We start from the raw sequence: 13,735 nt of genomic DNA, 5'->3' as shown, positions 1-13,735 counted from the left end.
ACCGCCCGCTGAACCGAATAGGCTGTGCAGTCTGCTCAGCAGTTCGGGGATCACACCCCGCCGGTTGCGCGCGTTGCGCACCGGAGGCTGCACCGATTGCCCACCCTCCGATTTCCGGTCTAGTGTTGCGCGACAGCAGGCGCCGCCACCAGGGACGCCGCTGGATCACAGCAAGGATGCTCTGAGAATGCCCCTCCCCACCCGCGCCGGCCTCGACGCCGTGCCCGCCTACCGCCAGGGGCGCTCCGCCCCCACCGGTGCCTCGAAGCTCTCGTCCAACGAGTCGCCGCACCCGCCCCTCCCGTCCGTCGTCGAGGCGGTGCAGCAGCGTCTGTCGTCGATGCACCGTTACCCCGACATGAGCGCCGCGACGCTCCGTGACCGGCTGGCCGCACGCTATGACGTCGATCCGGACGTCGTCACCGTGGGTGCGGGCTCGGTCGAGCTCGCATCCCAGCTCATCCACGCGGTGGCGGGCGACGGCGACGAGGTGATGTTCGCCTGGCGGTCGTTCGAGGCCTATCCGTCGCTGGTGCGCATCGCCGGAGCGACTCCGGTCGCGGTGCCGCTGGGCGACGATCACGCGCACGACCTCGACGCGATGCTGGCGGCGATTACCCCTCGGACGCGACTGATCTTCGTCTGCAACCCGAACAACCCGACCGGGACCGTCGTCGGCGCCGCAGAGCTCGAGGCCTTCGTCGCCGCAGTGCCGCGAGACGTGCTGGTCGTGATCGACGAGGCCTACGTGCACTTCGACCGCACCGAGTCGTACGGCGCGGGCATCGAGCTGTTCCGCCGGCATCCCCACGTCGCGGTGCTGCACACCTTCTCGAAGGCCTACGGACTCGCAGGTCTGCGTATCGGCTATGCACTCGCGCCGGTCGAGGTCGCCGAGAACCAGCGCAAGGTCGCCGTGCCGTTCGGTGTGACCGACCTCGCGCAGACGGCAGCGCTCGCGTCGCTCGACGCCGAGGACGAGCTCGCCCTGCGCATCGACGAGGTCGTCGTGCAGCGCGAACGCCTGCACTCGCTGCTCGTCGCGGCCGGGTGGCCCGCGGTCGCATCGCAGGCGAACTTCGTGTGGGTGCCCGCCGGCGACCGCACCGAAGAACTCGAGCTCCTGCTCCGCGAGGGCGGCGTGATCACGCGGGCCTTCCCCGGCGAGGGCGTGCGCATCTCCTCGGGCTCGCGAGAAGACATCGACCGCGTGCAGGCCGCGCTCCACATCCAGACCGCTCCGCAGGAGGAACGCGCATGACCGAGGTCCCCACCACCACGACTACCACCAAGGGGCTGCACCCGGGCCTCACCCGTCGCCAGATCTCGATGATGGGGCTCGGCGGTGCGATCGGCGCCGGTCTCTTCGTGGGTTCGGGGCAGGCGATCAGCATCGCCGGTCCCGCTGTGCTCATCTCGTACCTCGTCGCCGGCGGCATCGTGGTGCTGGTCATGGCGATGCTCGCCGAGATGGTCGCCGCCCGTCCGAGCTCCGGGGCGTTCAGCTCCTATGCCCAGAAGGCGATGGGACGCAGCGCCGGCAGCGCGGTCGGCTGGCTCTACTGGATCCAGCTGGTCGTCGTGATCGCGGCGGAGGCCACGGGCGCCGGCGGCATCATCTCGGCCTGGATACCCGGAATCCCCGCGTGGGTGTGGGTGCTCGTCTTCGTGGTGGCGCTGACCGCCGTGAACCTCTTCGGGGTGCGCAACTACGGCACGTTCGAGTTCTGGTTCGCCGCGATCAAGGTCGCCGCGATCATCGTCTTCCTCGTCGTCGGCGTGTGCGCCATCGTGGGCTTCATCCCGGGGGTGCCGGCGACCGGCATCGGCAACCTCGTCGACAACGGCGGCTTCGCCCCTAACGGCATGACCGGCATCGCAGCCGCTCTCCTGATCGTGGTCTTCGCGTTCGGCGGCACCGAGGTGGTAGCGATCGCGGCCGCGGAATCCGACGACCCCGCGCGCAACATCCGCCGTATCGTGCGCGAGGTGCTCGTGCGCATCCTGATCTTCTACGTCGGCTCGATCTTCGTGATCGTGTCGGTGCTGCCGTGGAACGACCCGGCCGTCAAGGACGGTCCTTTCTCTGCCGTGCTCGACACGCTGCAGCTGCCGGGCGTCGGGCTCGTGATGGACCTCATCGTCGTGATCGCGCTGCTGTCGGCCATGAACGCGAACATCTACGGGGCGTCGCGCATGGCGTACTCGCTCGGCGAGCGGGGCCTTGCTCCTCTCGCGGCGACGCGCACCACGGGCAACGGCGTGCCCGTGGTCGCCGTCCTCGCGTCCGTCGCGTTCGGCTTCATCACGGTGGGCCTCAACTGGGCGTTCCCCGACGTGGTGCTCCCGGCGCTCCTCAACGTCGTCGGGTCGACGCTGCTGGTCATCTGGACCGCGACCGCGGTGTCGCAGATCATCCTCCGTCGTCGCGCCGATCGCACCGGCGAGCGGATGCCGATGCGCATGTGGGGCTTCCCCTGGCTGTCGTGGCTGTGCCTGGCGCTGCTCGCCGGCGTCATCGCGCTCACGATGATCGACGAGGCCGCACGCGTGCAGCTGCTGCTGACCATCGCCCTCACCGCGGTCCTGCTGGTCGTCGCCCGACTGACGCGCGACGTCTCGCGCCCGGGCATCGCCAGGGAGCACGGGGGAGCGGTCGAGGACTGACCGTGCGGATCGATCGCCTCGACGCCGAGCTCATCCGGATGCTCACGGAGTCGCCGCAACTGCCGATCCTGGAGTGCGCGCGCCGACTCGGCGTCGCCCGCGGCACGGCGACCAGCCGTCTCGCCCGTCTGCACGAGGGCGGTGTGATCGAGGCGATCGTGCCGCGGGTCGACCCCGCCGGCTTCGGTTACGGCGTGGTGGCGTTCTGCCTCGTCGAGATCGACCAGAAGGTCGGTCATGACGAGGTCGCCTCAGCGCTCGCCGATGCGGTTCCCGAGATCGTCGACATGCACACCGTGACCGGGGCGAGCGACATGCAGCTGAGGCTGGTCGCGCGCGACGCGACGCAGCTGCAGGAGGTGCTCGACCGCGTCGCACTCGTGCCGGGCGTCTCGCGCACGGCGTCGTCGATCGCGATGCGCACGCATCTGTCCGGCCGGGTGCTGCCGCTGGTCGAGCACGTCGCGGGCGAGGTCGACTGAGGTCGACGGGGACGTCAGATCCAGCCGGGCATCCAGTTGTGCAGCAGCCAGAAGTCATAGGGCACGCTCATGCCGGTCCACACGGGATAGAAGAAGGCGGAGACCAGCACCACTACGGCGAGGAAGATCAGCACGGTGCGCTCACCCGACTGCCGTCGGTGCAGGGGATCCTCCCGCCGCCCGGCGATCTGACGCAGCACGACGGCGAGTCCGATCACGAGGAACGGCGCCATCGCGACAGTGTAGAACTGGAAGATCGTGCGTTCGGGGAACAACAGCCAGGGCACGTAGGTCGCGGCCAGCCCGACCAGAGGGAACGTGAACGCGGCGCCGACCGGTCGGCGGTCGATCCATCCCCGCACGAGCCGGTAGATCAGATAGACGGCCGCCGCGACTCCGGCGTACCAGATGATCGGGTTCGGGATCGTCGAGATCACGGCGATGCAGTGGTCGACGCCGCAGGGCGCCGGGTCCGTGCCCACCCATACCGCAGTCGGTCGCAGCAGCAACGGCCATTCCCAGGCGGGGCTCGCATACGGGTGGCCCTTGCTGAGGCCGACATGGAAGTTCAGGATCGCCTCGTGATAGTTCCACAGTGCGATCAGCGGGTTCGGGTCGCTCTGACGGGCATAGCCGCCGGAGGTCACCAACCATCCGGTCCAGCTGGCCAGATACACCCCGAGCGCGGGGAACACCAGCAGCACGAACGACGCCGGACCCTGGCGGAACGCCGCGGCGGTCGGCCAGAGCACGACGCCGGCGCGACGCCTCGCGAGAGCATCCGTCCCCACCACGTAGAGCCCGAAGGCGGCGAGGGCGTACAGGCCCGACCACTTGACGGCGCAGGCTGCGCCGAGGGCGAGACCCGCAGCGATCAGCCACGGGCGACGCCACAGCACCGGCCCCCACATCGGGTCGGGGGAGTCGGGGTCAGGGCGCTCGAGCAGCGGGATTGCGCGGTCGCGGTCGTACAGGATGAACAGCGCGCCGAGCAGCAGGAAGAAGGTCAGCGGGCCGTCGAGCAGTGCGGTGCGGCTCATCACGATGCTGAGGCCGTCGATCGCCAGGAGCGTTCCGGCGACCGTCGCCACGACGATCGATCCGGTCAGACGCCGGGCGACCAGATAGACGAGCAGCACGGTGGCGGTTCCGAGCAGGGCGGTGGCGATCCGCCATCCGACGGTGTTGTCGGGGCCGCCGACGGCCATGCCGAGTGCGATCAGCCATTTGCCCAGCGGTGGGTGCACGATGAACGCGCCGACATCCGACAGCGGCAGCTGCTGAAGGGTGACGAACGCCTCGTTGGCGTCCTTGCCCCAGGTGCCCTCGTAACCCAGGGTCCACAGCGACCAGGCGTCCTTGACGTAGTACGTCTCGTCGAACGCGAGCTGGTGCGGATGACCGAGGTTGACGAGGCGCAGCACTGCCGCCAGCGCCGTGACGACGAGCGGCGCGAACCACCGCATCATCCGCCCCCAGTCGGGGTCTCGCAGGATGCGGTCGCGCAGCTGGCCGTAGCGCGTCAGCCGCTCCTCGGGGGGAGGCAGCAGAGGCACGGGCGCGGTCACCGCTCCAGCCTAGACAACCCGCCTGTGGTGGCCGCCTAAGCTGGGCGGGTGATCATCCTCGCCGCAACGCCGATCGGAAACCTCGGGGATGTCTCGCGTCGCCTCGTCGAGGTGCTGGAGAACGCCGAGGTGGTCGTCGCGGAGGACACGCGCACCACCGGACGGCTGCTGCAGGCGCTGCAGATCGCCAATCGGCCGCGACTGATCGCGCTGCACGATCACAACGAGAAGCAGAAGGCCGCCGAGCTCGCCGCGCTCGCGGTCGAGACCGACGTCGTCGTCGTCAGCGATGCCGGGATGCCGGCGATCAGCGACCCCGGCTACGGACTCGTCGCCGAGGCCGTCGCGCTGGGCGTGACCGTGACGGCGATCCCCGGGCCGAGCGCGGTGCTGATGGCGCTCTCGATCTCGGGGCTGCCGACCGACCGCTTCACGTTCGAGGGGTTCCTGCCCCGAAAGCCGGGGGAGCGGCGGTCGACGTTGCGGGCGCTCGCCGCAGAGCCCCGCACCATGATCTTCTTCGAATCACCCGCGCGCCTCGCCTCATCGCTGGCCGACATGGGCGCGGCCTTCGGCGACGACCGCCGCATCGCCGTGTGCCGTGAGCTCACCAAGTTCTACGAAGAGGTGCGCCGCGGCACGTCGGCCGAACTCGTCGAGTGGGCGACCGCCGGGGTCAAGGGCGAGATCGTCGTCGTGGTCGAGGGTGCGCCCCACCGCGAGGCCTCGGCGGACGACGCGCTGGCACAGGTGCAGCGGCTCGTGGCATCCGGAGTTCGCCTGAAGGAGGCGTGCGCCGAGGTCGCCGCGGCCACCGGACTGTCGTCCCGCGACCTCTACCAGGCAGCGCTCGCGGCCCGCAGCTGATGGCGGCCCGCAGCTGATGGGTCGCGCATCTGACCCCGACATCGCGGCGGCGTACGACGCGCGGGCCGCGGAGTACGTCGCGCTGGCCGGCTCGATCGAGCAGATGGATGCTCGGGATGCGGCGGTCATAGCGGCCTGGCGTGACGGCAGCCAGGGGTCGCTGCTGGACGCAGGATGCGGACCGGGCCAGTGGACGGAGTTCCTCTCGCGCGGAGGCCGTGAGGCGCGCGGCATCGACGTGTCGGCCGAGTTCATCGCGACCGCGCGGGGGCGGCACCCCGGCATCCCGTTCGAGGTCGGCTCGTTCCGCGACCTGCCGCTCGAGTCAGAGTCGCTCGGCGGCATCCTCGCCTGGTACTCGCTGATCCACACCCCGCCCTCTGATGTGCCCGAGATCCTCACCGAGTTCGCCCGAGTGCTCGCCCCTGGCGGCAGCATTCTGATCGGATACTTCGACGGCACGCCACGTGAGCGCTTCGCGCATGCCATCGCCCCCGCGTACTTCTGGTCGGCGGACGCGCTCTCCGAGATGCTCGCCGACGCGGGCTTCGAGGTCGTGGCGAGCGAGACCCGCGGCCGGGAGCCCGGCGAAGTGAGCGCCCGCCCTCATGGCTCGCTCACCGCCCGCATCGCGGCGGGTACCCTGGTGCACACGCAACCGGAGGAGGACCGAGCGTGAGCAAGAAGGCGACCGTCTACGACGTCGCAGAGCGCGCCGGAGTGTCGATCGCCACCGTCTCGCGGGTGCTTCGGCAGCCGGATGCCGTGCGCCCGGCCACCCGCGAGCGCGTGCTCGACACGGTCTCCGAGCTCGGCTACGTGCCCAGCGGCAGCGCGCGCGGCTTGGCCGAACGCCGCACCGGTGTGCTGGGGCTGTACTTCCCGGGTTTCGACGCATCGGAGGATGCGCCGGTGCTCGATGTGCTCGCCGACGAGCAGGCCGACGCGCCGCCGTTCACGGTCGAGCAGGCGTCGGCGGACGCCGACGCGCCACATCCGACCATGCTGTTCCTCGACGAGGTGCTGCGGGGCGCCGAGCTCGAGGCGTGGAAGCAGGGCTTCGTGCTCATGATCGGCGTCGGTCGTGACGATCCCACCCGCGAGACCGTGCGCGATATCGCCGGCCGGGTCGACGGGCTGATGGTGCTGGCGCAGAGCGTGCCGGCCGATGTGCTCGCCCGGCTCGCCCAGCGGATCCCGGTGGTCGTGCTCTCGGGCCCCGCGCGGGGCGACAGCTACGACCACGTGACGGTCAACAACGCCGAGGCGATGACCGAACTCACCCGACTCGTGCTCGCAGAGGCCGACCCCGGGGGTATCGCCTTCCTCGGCGGCCCGGAGGACTCACCGGACGGTGCGCAGCGCTGGGACGGCTTCGCTACCGCCGTCGCCGAGGCGGGGCTCGCCATCGACGACGTGACGGTGCTGCGTGGCGACTTCACCCGCGCCTCGGGTCATGCCGCCGCGGAAGAGCTCATCGCCCAGGGGGCGCCGTCGGTGCTGGTCGCGGCGAACGACCAGATGGCTCTCGGTGCGATCGACGCGTTCCACTCGGCGGGCATCCGCGTGCCGGACGATGTGAGGGTCACCGGCTTCGACGGGCTCGAGGCGGCCGCGCTCTCGCGTCCGGCGCTCACGACCGTTCGTCAGCCGATGATCGATCTCGGTCGTGCCGCCGTGCAGCTGCTCGCACGACGCCTCGAGCAGCCGGACGCCGATCCGATGACCGTGCGCCTGCCCCTGCAGATCCTCGTCCGAGAGAGCTCGCAGCGCCCCTGACGGAGCCCTGGCGAGGAGTCCGTGCTCAGGCGCGGTCGTGCAGCGTGATGCGGTAGCCGTCGGGGTCGGCGAACGTGAAGGTGCGGCCGAACGGGCCGTCGATCGGATCCGCGACGATCGTGTGTCCGTCGGCGGCGAGAGCGTCGTGGATCTCCTGCACATCGGTGGCGTGCAGCCAGATCGCGGCGCCGATCCCCGGCTGGTCGACCCCGTCGAGGTCGGTGCCCGGCGCGATGTCGCGCAGCGCGAAGGCGATCGGCGTCGTCTCGAAGACGACGGCGTGCGGGGGCCCGGCCTGCGAGCGGACCAGGCCGAGGTACTTCTCGTAGAACGCCTGGGAGGCGGTGAGGTCGCGGGTCTGGAGGGAGACGAAGTCGGGGCCGGTGACGGGCATGGTGGGACTCTTTCCTTGGTGTGTGTCAGTTATCTGACATGAATCAATGTATGTCAGAATACTGACATGAGTCAAGACGGCGTGGGCATCGACCTGGACACATCGCTCGGGTACCTGCTCAAGGAGGCCGCGAGTGCGCTCCGTGCGGCGATGGAAGAGGTGCTGCGCCCGCTCGGCATGACCATCACGCACTATTCCTGCCTCGAACTGCTCGCTCAGCGCCCAGGGCTGTCGAACTCCGAGCTGGCCCGCGGTGCGTTCGTCACCAGGCAGTCGATGAACGTCCTGCTGCAGGGGCTCGAGCGCGACGGCTTCGTCACGAGGCCCGCCGAACCTCCGACCGGCAAGGCTCTCCCGACGACACTCACCCCGCGGGGCAGGCAGAGTCTGGCGGCTGCGACGGCCGCGGTGCGATCGGTCGAGGTCAGGATGCTCTCGGGCATGACGGATGCCGAGCAGACGGCGGCGTTCCGGGCGCTCCAGAGCATGGCGCGCTCGCTGCGCGGCGGCGCCGGGTAGTCGCGAGTTTGGCACCGCTCCCATCCCTGTTACTGAGGGGGATGGCGGCGCCTGGCCCCCTTGTCAAGGGGTTGCAATCGCAAAATGTATGCGCTTACAATCGGTTATGCGGCTTCGGCCGCGGGGTGCCCCGACCCGCGGGACCCCCTTCATGACACAGACGACATGAGGTGGCAGTGTGGCGAAGACGCACATGCTCCGACGCTGGCGGAGAGCCGCGATCGTGGGACTGGCGGCAGCAGCCGTCGTGCTCAGCGGTTGCAGCATCCAGATCAGTTCGCAGCCCGATCCATCGATCGGCGACGACACGATGCTCATCAATGCGGACAAGGGGAACCCGTTCTTCACGCGGAACTTCAACCCGTATCTGACCAACACGCGCACGGCGTCGCGGTGGATCTATGAGCCGCTGATCCTGGTGAACCCGCTCGACGGAACCGAGAACCCGTGGCTGGCAAGCGAATGGTCGCAGCCCGATGCCCGCACGGTCGTGATGACGATCCGCGACGACGTCGAGTGGAGCGACGGCGAGAGGCTGACGCCCGATGACGTGGCGTTCACGTTCCAGCTGCTCAAGGACAACCCCTCGCTCGACATCAAGGGCGCCTGGCAGCACCTCGAGACCGTCGAGGTCGACGGCGATGACGTCATCATGCACCTGCAGACCGATGACGCGCCGTCGCTGCCGATCCTCGGTCAGACCATGATCGTGCCCGAGCACCTCTGGTCGGATGTGAAGGATCCGGGCACCTATCGCAACGAGAACCCGGTCGGCACCGGGCCGTTCGTGCTCGGCAACTACAACGACCAGCAGTACTCGGTGGACAAGAACCCCGACTACTGGCAGGCCGACAAGATCGAGATCGAGCACATCATCCTGCCGTCCACGAATTCGCAGCTCGACACCGTCACGCGCGGTTACGACTGGGCCTACTCGTTCATCTCCGATGTCGAGGGCACGTGGGGTGCGGCAAGCGACGACAACGCCTGGTGGTTCCCGCCGGGAGGCGTGATCGCGTTGATGCCGAACCTCGAGGTCGCACCGTTCGACGACGTCAACGTGCGCCGAGGCATCGCCCTCTCACTCGACCGTGAGGAGATCGCCGAGACGGCCTCGGAGGGGTACATGGAGCCCGCAGGGCAGACCGGACTCATCCGCCCCAACCAGGAGGAGTACCTCGATCCGAGCATCCCCGACGCGGGCATGATCACCCAGGACACGGATGCCGCACTCGCGGCGTTCGCCGAAGCGGGATACACCCTCGACGGCGACCGCCTCGTCGGCGCCGACGGAGAGCAGCTCGAGTTCGCGCTGACGACCGCCAACGGCTACTCCGACTGGACCCGCGCGGCGCAGACGGTGCAGAGCCAGCTGGCTGAGGTCGGCGTCAAGGTGACCCTCAAGCTTCCGCAGCCGGCCGGCTACCAGAGCGCCATCAGCAACGGCGACTTCGAGATGGCCATCGGCGGCATGGGCAACGGCGACATCTACCAGGCGTACAACAACCTGCTCTCGAGCGAGTTCTACGTGCCCTCGGGCGAAGCGACCGCGAACAACTTCGAGCGCTACCGCTCGGACGAAGCCGACGCGCTGCTCAAGGAGTACCGCGAGACCGTCGACCCCGCGCGCCAGACCGAGATCGTGCAGGAGCTGCAGGCCATCGTCTACGAGGAGATGCCGGTCATCGGCCTCTACTACGGCGGCATCTGGGGCCTGTTCAACGATTCCAAGTTCACCGGATGGCCCTCAGAGGACGACCCGTACATGATCCCGCAGAACTACGACTCGGCACCTCTGGGCATCTTCACCCGGCTCGAGCGTGTGAAGGAGGATGACCGATGAAGTACGTCCTCCAGAAGGTCGGCCTGTTCGTGCTCACGCTGTGGGCCGCCATCACGCTGAACTTCTTCCTTCCGCGACTCATGCCCGGCTCTCCGGCCGACGCCGCGATCGCGAAGCTCTCGCAGAACGGCCCGGTGTCGGATGCGACGCGGGCAGCGATCGAGGCCCAGCTCGGCGTGCCGACCGGATCGATCTGGGACCAGTACGTGGCGTACCTCGGTCAGGTCGCCCGGCTCGACTTCGGCGTCTCGTACACGTTCTATCCGCAGACCGTGTCGAGCATGGTCTCGACCGCGCTGCCGTACACGATCGGCCTCGTCGGAATCGTCACGATCCTCGCGTTCGTGATCGGCACGCTGATCGGCACCGCCGCCGCCTGGCGCCGTGGCACGTGGCTGGACTCGCTGCCGACTCTGACCGGATCGTTCCTCAGCACCTTCCCGTATTTCTGGACCGCCCTGCTGCTGCTGTTCTTCTTCGGATACGTGCTGCACTGGTTCCCGACGACGGGCGCCTACTCGGCGACCACCACACCGGGCTTCACCTGGGACTTCTTCATCGACCTCGTGCAGCATGCGATCCTCCCGGCGGTGACGATCCTGTTGACGTCGCTCGGCGGATGGATCATCGGCATGCGCAACGCGATGATCAACACGCTGGGTGACGACTACGTGACCTTCGCCGAGGCGAACGGCCTGCACGGTCGCACCATCGCTCTCCGCTACGCCGCACGAAATGCGATCCTGCCGAACCTCACCGGCTTCGGGCTCACGCTCGGTGGCGTGGTCGGCGGATCGATCCTCGTGGAGCAGGTGTTCGGCTATCCGGGTATCGGATACCTGCTCTTCAACGCCGTGATCGGGCAGGACTACCCGCTCATGCAGGCGCTCTTCCTGATGATCACCGTGAGCGTGCTCGTCGCCAACTTCCTCGTCGACATCCTGTACGGCGTGCTGGATCCAAGGACCCGCCGATGACCTCCACCATGAATGTCAAGGTTCCCTCCGACCGGATCGCGGCTCCCAGCCCGTGGCGCTCGTTCGCCCGGATGGTGGGCACCCTCTGGTCCAACGGCAAGGCTCGCCTCGGCCTCATCATCCTCGGGCTGTTCGTGCTGGTCGCGGTGTTCGCACCGCTGCTCGCGCCCTACGGCCCGAAGGACAACTCGTTCGAGCGCAACGCCGACGCGTCGGCCGCGCACTGGCTCGGCACCACGGCTGCGGGTGAAGACGTCCTGAGCCAGCTGATCTACGGCTCGCAGATCAGCCTGCTGGTCGGCATGGCCGCCGGCATCCTCTCGACGATCGTCGCCGTGCTGATCGGACTCAGCTGGGGCTACATGCGCGGATTCGCTGGCGAGGTGGTCGGCTTCATCGTCAACCTCTTCCTGGTGATCCCCGGACTCCCGCTGATGATCGTGATCGCCGCCTACTTGCAGAACGGCGGCATCCTGATGATCATCGCGGTGATCGTCGTCACCGGATGGGCGTGGGGCGCGCGAGTGCTGCGCAGCCAGACCCAGTCGCTCCGGGGCAACGACTTCGTCACCTCGGCGCAGTTCTCGGGCGACAGCCGGGCGCGCATCGTGTTCCGCGAGATCCTGCCGAACATGACCTCGATCATCGCGGGCACGCTCTTCGGGGCGGCGACCGCGGCGATCCTCGCCGAAGCGGGCCTCGAGTTCCTCGGGCTCGGCGACTCGAGCATCGTCAGCTGGGGCACCATGCTCTACTGGGCGCAGAACTCCAACTCGCTGCTCACCGGGCAGTGGCTGCTGCTGTTCGCCCCCGGTCTCTGCATCGCCCTGCTCGCTCTGAGCCTGACACTGATCAACTTCGGCGTGGACGGCATCTCCAATCCGCGCCTGCGAGAGGGGAAGGGCCGATGAGCGCCATGGAAGCGAACACCTCCACGGATGACGTGCTGCTGGACGTCCAGGGTCTGTCCGTCGAATACGCGTCGCCGGGCACGACGCCGGTAACTGCGGTCGAGAACGTCTCGTTCACGCTGCGCCGCGGCGAGTTCGTCGGTCTCGTCGGCGAGTCGGGCTCGGGCAAGTCGACGCTCGGCTTCGCGCTGACCCGTCTGCAGAAGCCGCCGGCTCGCATCAGCGGCGGACGCATCCTGTTCGACGGCCGCGACATCCGCGAGCTGAACGCCGAGGAGCTGCGTCGCCAGCGCCAGGGCGGGTTCGCGATGGTGCTGCAGTCAGGCATGAACGCGCTGAACCCTGTTCGCACGATCGGCAACCACTTCCGGGACATCTTCGCCGCTCACGGGCACGTCGCCAAGGAGAGCCGGGATGCCAGGGCGCGCGAGCTGGTCGGCAAGGTCGGTCTCGACCCCGTGGTGCTCTCGCGTTACCCGGGTGAGCTCTCGGGCGGCATGCGCCAGCGCGCCTCGATCGCGCTCGCGCTGTCGCTCGAGCCGCAGCTGATGGTGTTCGACGAGCCGACCACCGCTCTCGACGTGCTCGTGCAGCACGCCGTGATGGACACGATCAAGGATCTGCAGCGCTCCGAGCACTTCACCGCGATCCTCATCAGCCACGACCTGGGCATCGTTCTCGAGGCGACCGATCGCGTGATGGTGATGCACGAGGGACGGATCGTCGAAGACGCGCCGAGCCTCGACATCCTGCACCGTCCGCAGGACGAGTACACGCGGATGCTGCTGAGCCATTACGCCGACCCCAGGGCCGAGTCGATCTCGATCCCCGGATTCGTCGACCTCGGCACCCGGCGCCGCGAGGGCCACTCGCGCACCGACCTCACCGAGACCCTGCCCACGGTGTCGCAGCGCGACACCCGACGAGCCGATGCCGCGATCGTGGTCGAGGGCGTGTCCAAGCGCTATGCGGCTCCCCGTCGCGGGGAGAAGCCGGTGGTCGCGGTCGACGACGTCTCCTTCCGGCTCGAACCCGGCGAGGCTCTGGCTCTCGTCGGCGCCTCCGGATCGGGCAAGTCGACGATCGCGAAGCTCATCACCGGAGTCGAGAAGCCGACAGAGGGCACCGTGCGCTTCGGAGACGTCGACGTGGCCACGCTCCGCCGCACGGGGCTCCGGGATCTGCGCAAGGACGTGCAGATGGTGTTCCAGGACCCGTATGCGGCGCTGAACCCGCTGCACACGGTGGAGTACGCGCTGAGCCGGCCGATCCGCAACTACACACCGCTCCGCGGTGATGAGGCGAGAGCCCGCGTGCTCGAGCTCCTCGAGACGGTGGGGCTGACGCCCGTCGAGCAGTTCGCGGCCAAGCTGCCGCATCAGCTGTCGGGCGGACAGCGCCAGCGCGTGGTCATCGCCCGGGCGCTCGCGAGCGATCCGCAGGTGCTGATCGCCGACGAGCCCGTGTCGATGCTCGACGTGTCGCTGCGTGCCGGTGTGCTCGCCCTGCTCGAGGACCTGCGTGAGAGATGGGGCATCAGCATGCTCTACATCACGCACGATCTTCTCAGCGCGCGTCTCGTCACCGAGAACATCCTCGTGCTCAACAGCGGTCGCGTCGTCGAACGCGGCGAGACCTCGCAGGTGCTTCAGCATCCGGAGGACGAATACACCGTGCAGCTGCTCGACGCCGTGCCGAACCCGGCACGCGCCGAACGCTGACGAAGAC

The 13,735-nt window shown here is 68.7% G+C and carries 13 protein-coding genes; 11 read left to right on the top strand and 2 right to left on the bottom strand.

Annotated elements, in window-relative coordinates; genetic code table 11:
* Nucleotides 1–187 precede the first annotated feature (187 nt).
* From hisC to ASF63_RS10830, 3 genes are read left to right on the top strand one after another with little or no spacing between them, the layout of a single operon-like run.
* Nucleotides 188–1,261, top strand: coding sequence for a histidinol-phosphate transaminase (hisC, locus tag ASF63_RS10840; protein ID WP_056513551.1), 1,074 nt, complete (start codon nucleotides 188–190; stop codon nucleotides 1,259–1,261).
* Nucleotides 1,258–2,667, top strand: a complete 1,410-nt coding sequence (locus ASF63_RS10835) for an amino acid permease (RefSeq protein ID WP_056513548.1) — start codon at nucleotides 1,258–1,260, stop codon at nucleotides 2,665–2,667. Before hisC ends, ASF63_RS10835 begins: the two co-directional genes overlap by 4 nt.
* A 2-nt stretch (nucleotides 2,668–2,669) precedes the next feature.
* On the top strand, nucleotides 2,670–3,149 hold the full coding sequence (locus tag ASF63_RS10830) for an Lrp/AsnC family transcriptional regulator (protein WP_056312405.1): 480 nt from the start codon (nucleotides 2,670–2,672) through the stop codon (nucleotides 3,147–3,149).
* 14 nt (nucleotides 3,150–3,163) lie between these two features.
* On the opposite strand, the gene ASF63_RS10825 is transcribed toward ASF63_RS10830, so the two are convergent.
* Complete coding sequence (locus ASF63_RS10825) at nucleotides 3,164–4,717, bottom strand: dolichyl-phosphate-mannose--protein mannosyltransferase (RefSeq protein WP_056513544.1); 1,554 nt, start codon at nucleotides 4,715–4,717, stop codon at nucleotides 3,164–3,166.
* Between the two features lie 48 nt (nucleotides 4,718–4,765).
* Here ASF63_RS10825 and rsmI point away from each other — a divergent pair, with 48 nt between their 5' ends.
* From rsmI to ASF63_RS10810, 3 genes are read left to right on the top strand one after another with little or no spacing between them, the layout of a single operon-like run.
* Complete coding sequence (rsmI, locus tag ASF63_RS10820; protein WP_056513542.1) at nucleotides 4,766–5,584, top strand: 16S rRNA (cytidine(1402)-2'-O)-methyltransferase; 819 nt, start codon at nucleotides 4,766–4,768, stop codon at nucleotides 5,582–5,584.
* Nucleotides 5,585–5,600: 16 nt separating this feature from the next.
* Nucleotides 5,601–6,263 carry a methyltransferase domain-containing protein gene (locus ASF63_RS10815; RefSeq protein ID WP_056513538.1) on the top strand — a complete coding sequence of 221 codons (663 nt, stop codon included), beginning with the start codon at nucleotides 5,601–5,603 and terminating at the stop codon, nucleotides 6,261–6,263.
* The gene (locus ASF63_RS10810) at nucleotides 6,260–7,363 is read left to right on the top strand and encodes a LacI family DNA-binding transcriptional regulator (protein ID WP_056513535.1); all 1,104 of its coding nucleotides are present in this window, start codon (nucleotides 6,260–6,262) and stop codon (nucleotides 7,361–7,363) included. Before ASF63_RS10815 ends, ASF63_RS10810 begins: the two co-directional genes overlap by 4 nt.
* A 25-nt stretch (nucleotides 7,364–7,388) precedes the next feature.
* Here the strand turns inward: ASF63_RS10810 and ASF63_RS10805 are convergent, their stop codons facing one another.
* Nucleotides 7,389–7,757 carry a VOC family protein gene (locus ASF63_RS10805; RefSeq protein WP_056513531.1) on the bottom strand — a complete coding sequence of 123 codons (369 nt, stop codon included), beginning with the start codon at nucleotides 7,755–7,757 and terminating at the stop codon, nucleotides 7,389–7,391.
* Between the two features lie 66 nt (nucleotides 7,758–7,823).
* Between ASF63_RS10805 and ASF63_RS10800 the strand changes: the two genes are divergently transcribed.
* The 5 genes from ASF63_RS10800 to ASF63_RS10780 all read left to right on the top strand — a co-directional run bounded on the left by ASF63_RS10800 (nucleotide 7,824) and on the right by ASF63_RS10780 (nucleotide 13,728).
* Nucleotides 7,824–8,276, top strand: a complete 453-nt coding sequence (locus ASF63_RS10800; RefSeq protein WP_056513527.1) for a MarR family winged helix-turn-helix transcriptional regulator — start codon at nucleotides 7,824–7,826, stop codon at nucleotides 8,274–8,276.
* 178 nt (nucleotides 8,277–8,454) lie between these two features.
* Complete coding sequence (locus ASF63_RS10795; protein WP_235560770.1) at nucleotides 8,455–10,119, top strand: ABC transporter substrate-binding protein; 1,665 nt, start codon at nucleotides 8,455–8,457, stop codon at nucleotides 10,117–10,119.
* Nucleotides 10,116–11,096 carry an ABC transporter permease gene (locus tag ASF63_RS10790; protein WP_056513524.1) on the top strand — a complete coding sequence of 327 codons (981 nt, stop codon included), beginning with the start codon at nucleotides 10,116–10,118 and terminating at the stop codon, nucleotides 11,094–11,096. The genes ASF63_RS10795 and ASF63_RS10790 overlap by 4 nt, the downstream gene beginning before the upstream one ends.
* On the top strand, nucleotides 11,093–12,007 hold the full coding sequence (locus ASF63_RS10785; protein ID WP_056513522.1) for an ABC transporter permease: 915 nt from the start codon (nucleotides 11,093–11,095) through the stop codon (nucleotides 12,005–12,007). The genes ASF63_RS10790 and ASF63_RS10785 overlap by 4 nt, the downstream gene beginning before the upstream one ends.
* On the top strand, nucleotides 12,004–13,728 hold the full coding sequence (locus ASF63_RS10780; protein ID WP_056513515.1) for an ABC transporter ATP-binding protein: 1,725 nt from the start codon (nucleotides 12,004–12,006) through the stop codon (nucleotides 13,726–13,728). Before ASF63_RS10785 ends, ASF63_RS10780 begins: the two co-directional genes overlap by 4 nt.
* Nucleotides 13,729–13,735: the final 7 nt, after the last annotated feature.

Origin of the sequence: Microbacterium sp. Leaf320, from assembly GCF_001423485.1 — a bacterium.
Classification (GTDB): Bacteria; Actinomycetota; Actinomycetes; order Actinomycetales; family Microbacteriaceae; genus Microbacterium.
Note: the sequence above shows the minus strand (reverse complement) of the source record. Positions and strands in the feature narration are given on the sequence as shown.

Coding starts and splice junctions, on each gene's coding strand:
- ASF63_RS10800 (WP_056513527.1), top strand. CDS start 7,824: ATGAGTCAAGACGGCGTGGGCATCGACCTGGACACATCGCTCGGGTAC.
- ASF63_RS10780 (WP_056513515.1), top strand. CDS start 12,004: ATGAGCGCCATGGAAGCGAACACCTCCACGGATGACGTGCTGCTGGAC.
- hisC (WP_056513551.1), top strand. CDS start 188: ATGCCCCTCCCCACCCGCGCCGGCCTCGACGCCGTGCCCGCCTACCGC.
- ASF63_RS10835 (WP_056513548.1), top strand. CDS start 1,258: ATGACCGAGGTCCCCACCACCACGACTACCACCAAGGGGCTGCACCCG.
- ASF63_RS10805 (WP_056513531.1), bottom strand. CDS start 7,757: ATGCCCGTCACCGGCCCCGACTTCGTCTCCCTCCAGACCCGCGACCTC.
- ASF63_RS10815 (WP_056513538.1), top strand. CDS start 5,601: ATGGGTCGCGCATCTGACCCCGACATCGCGGCGGCGTACGACGCGCGG.
- ASF63_RS10785 (WP_056513522.1), top strand. CDS start 11,093: ATGACCTCCACCATGAATGTCAAGGTTCCCTCCGACCGGATCGCGGCT.
- ASF63_RS10790 (WP_056513524.1), top strand. CDS start 10,116: ATGAAGTACGTCCTCCAGAAGGTCGGCCTGTTCGTGCTCACGCTGTGG.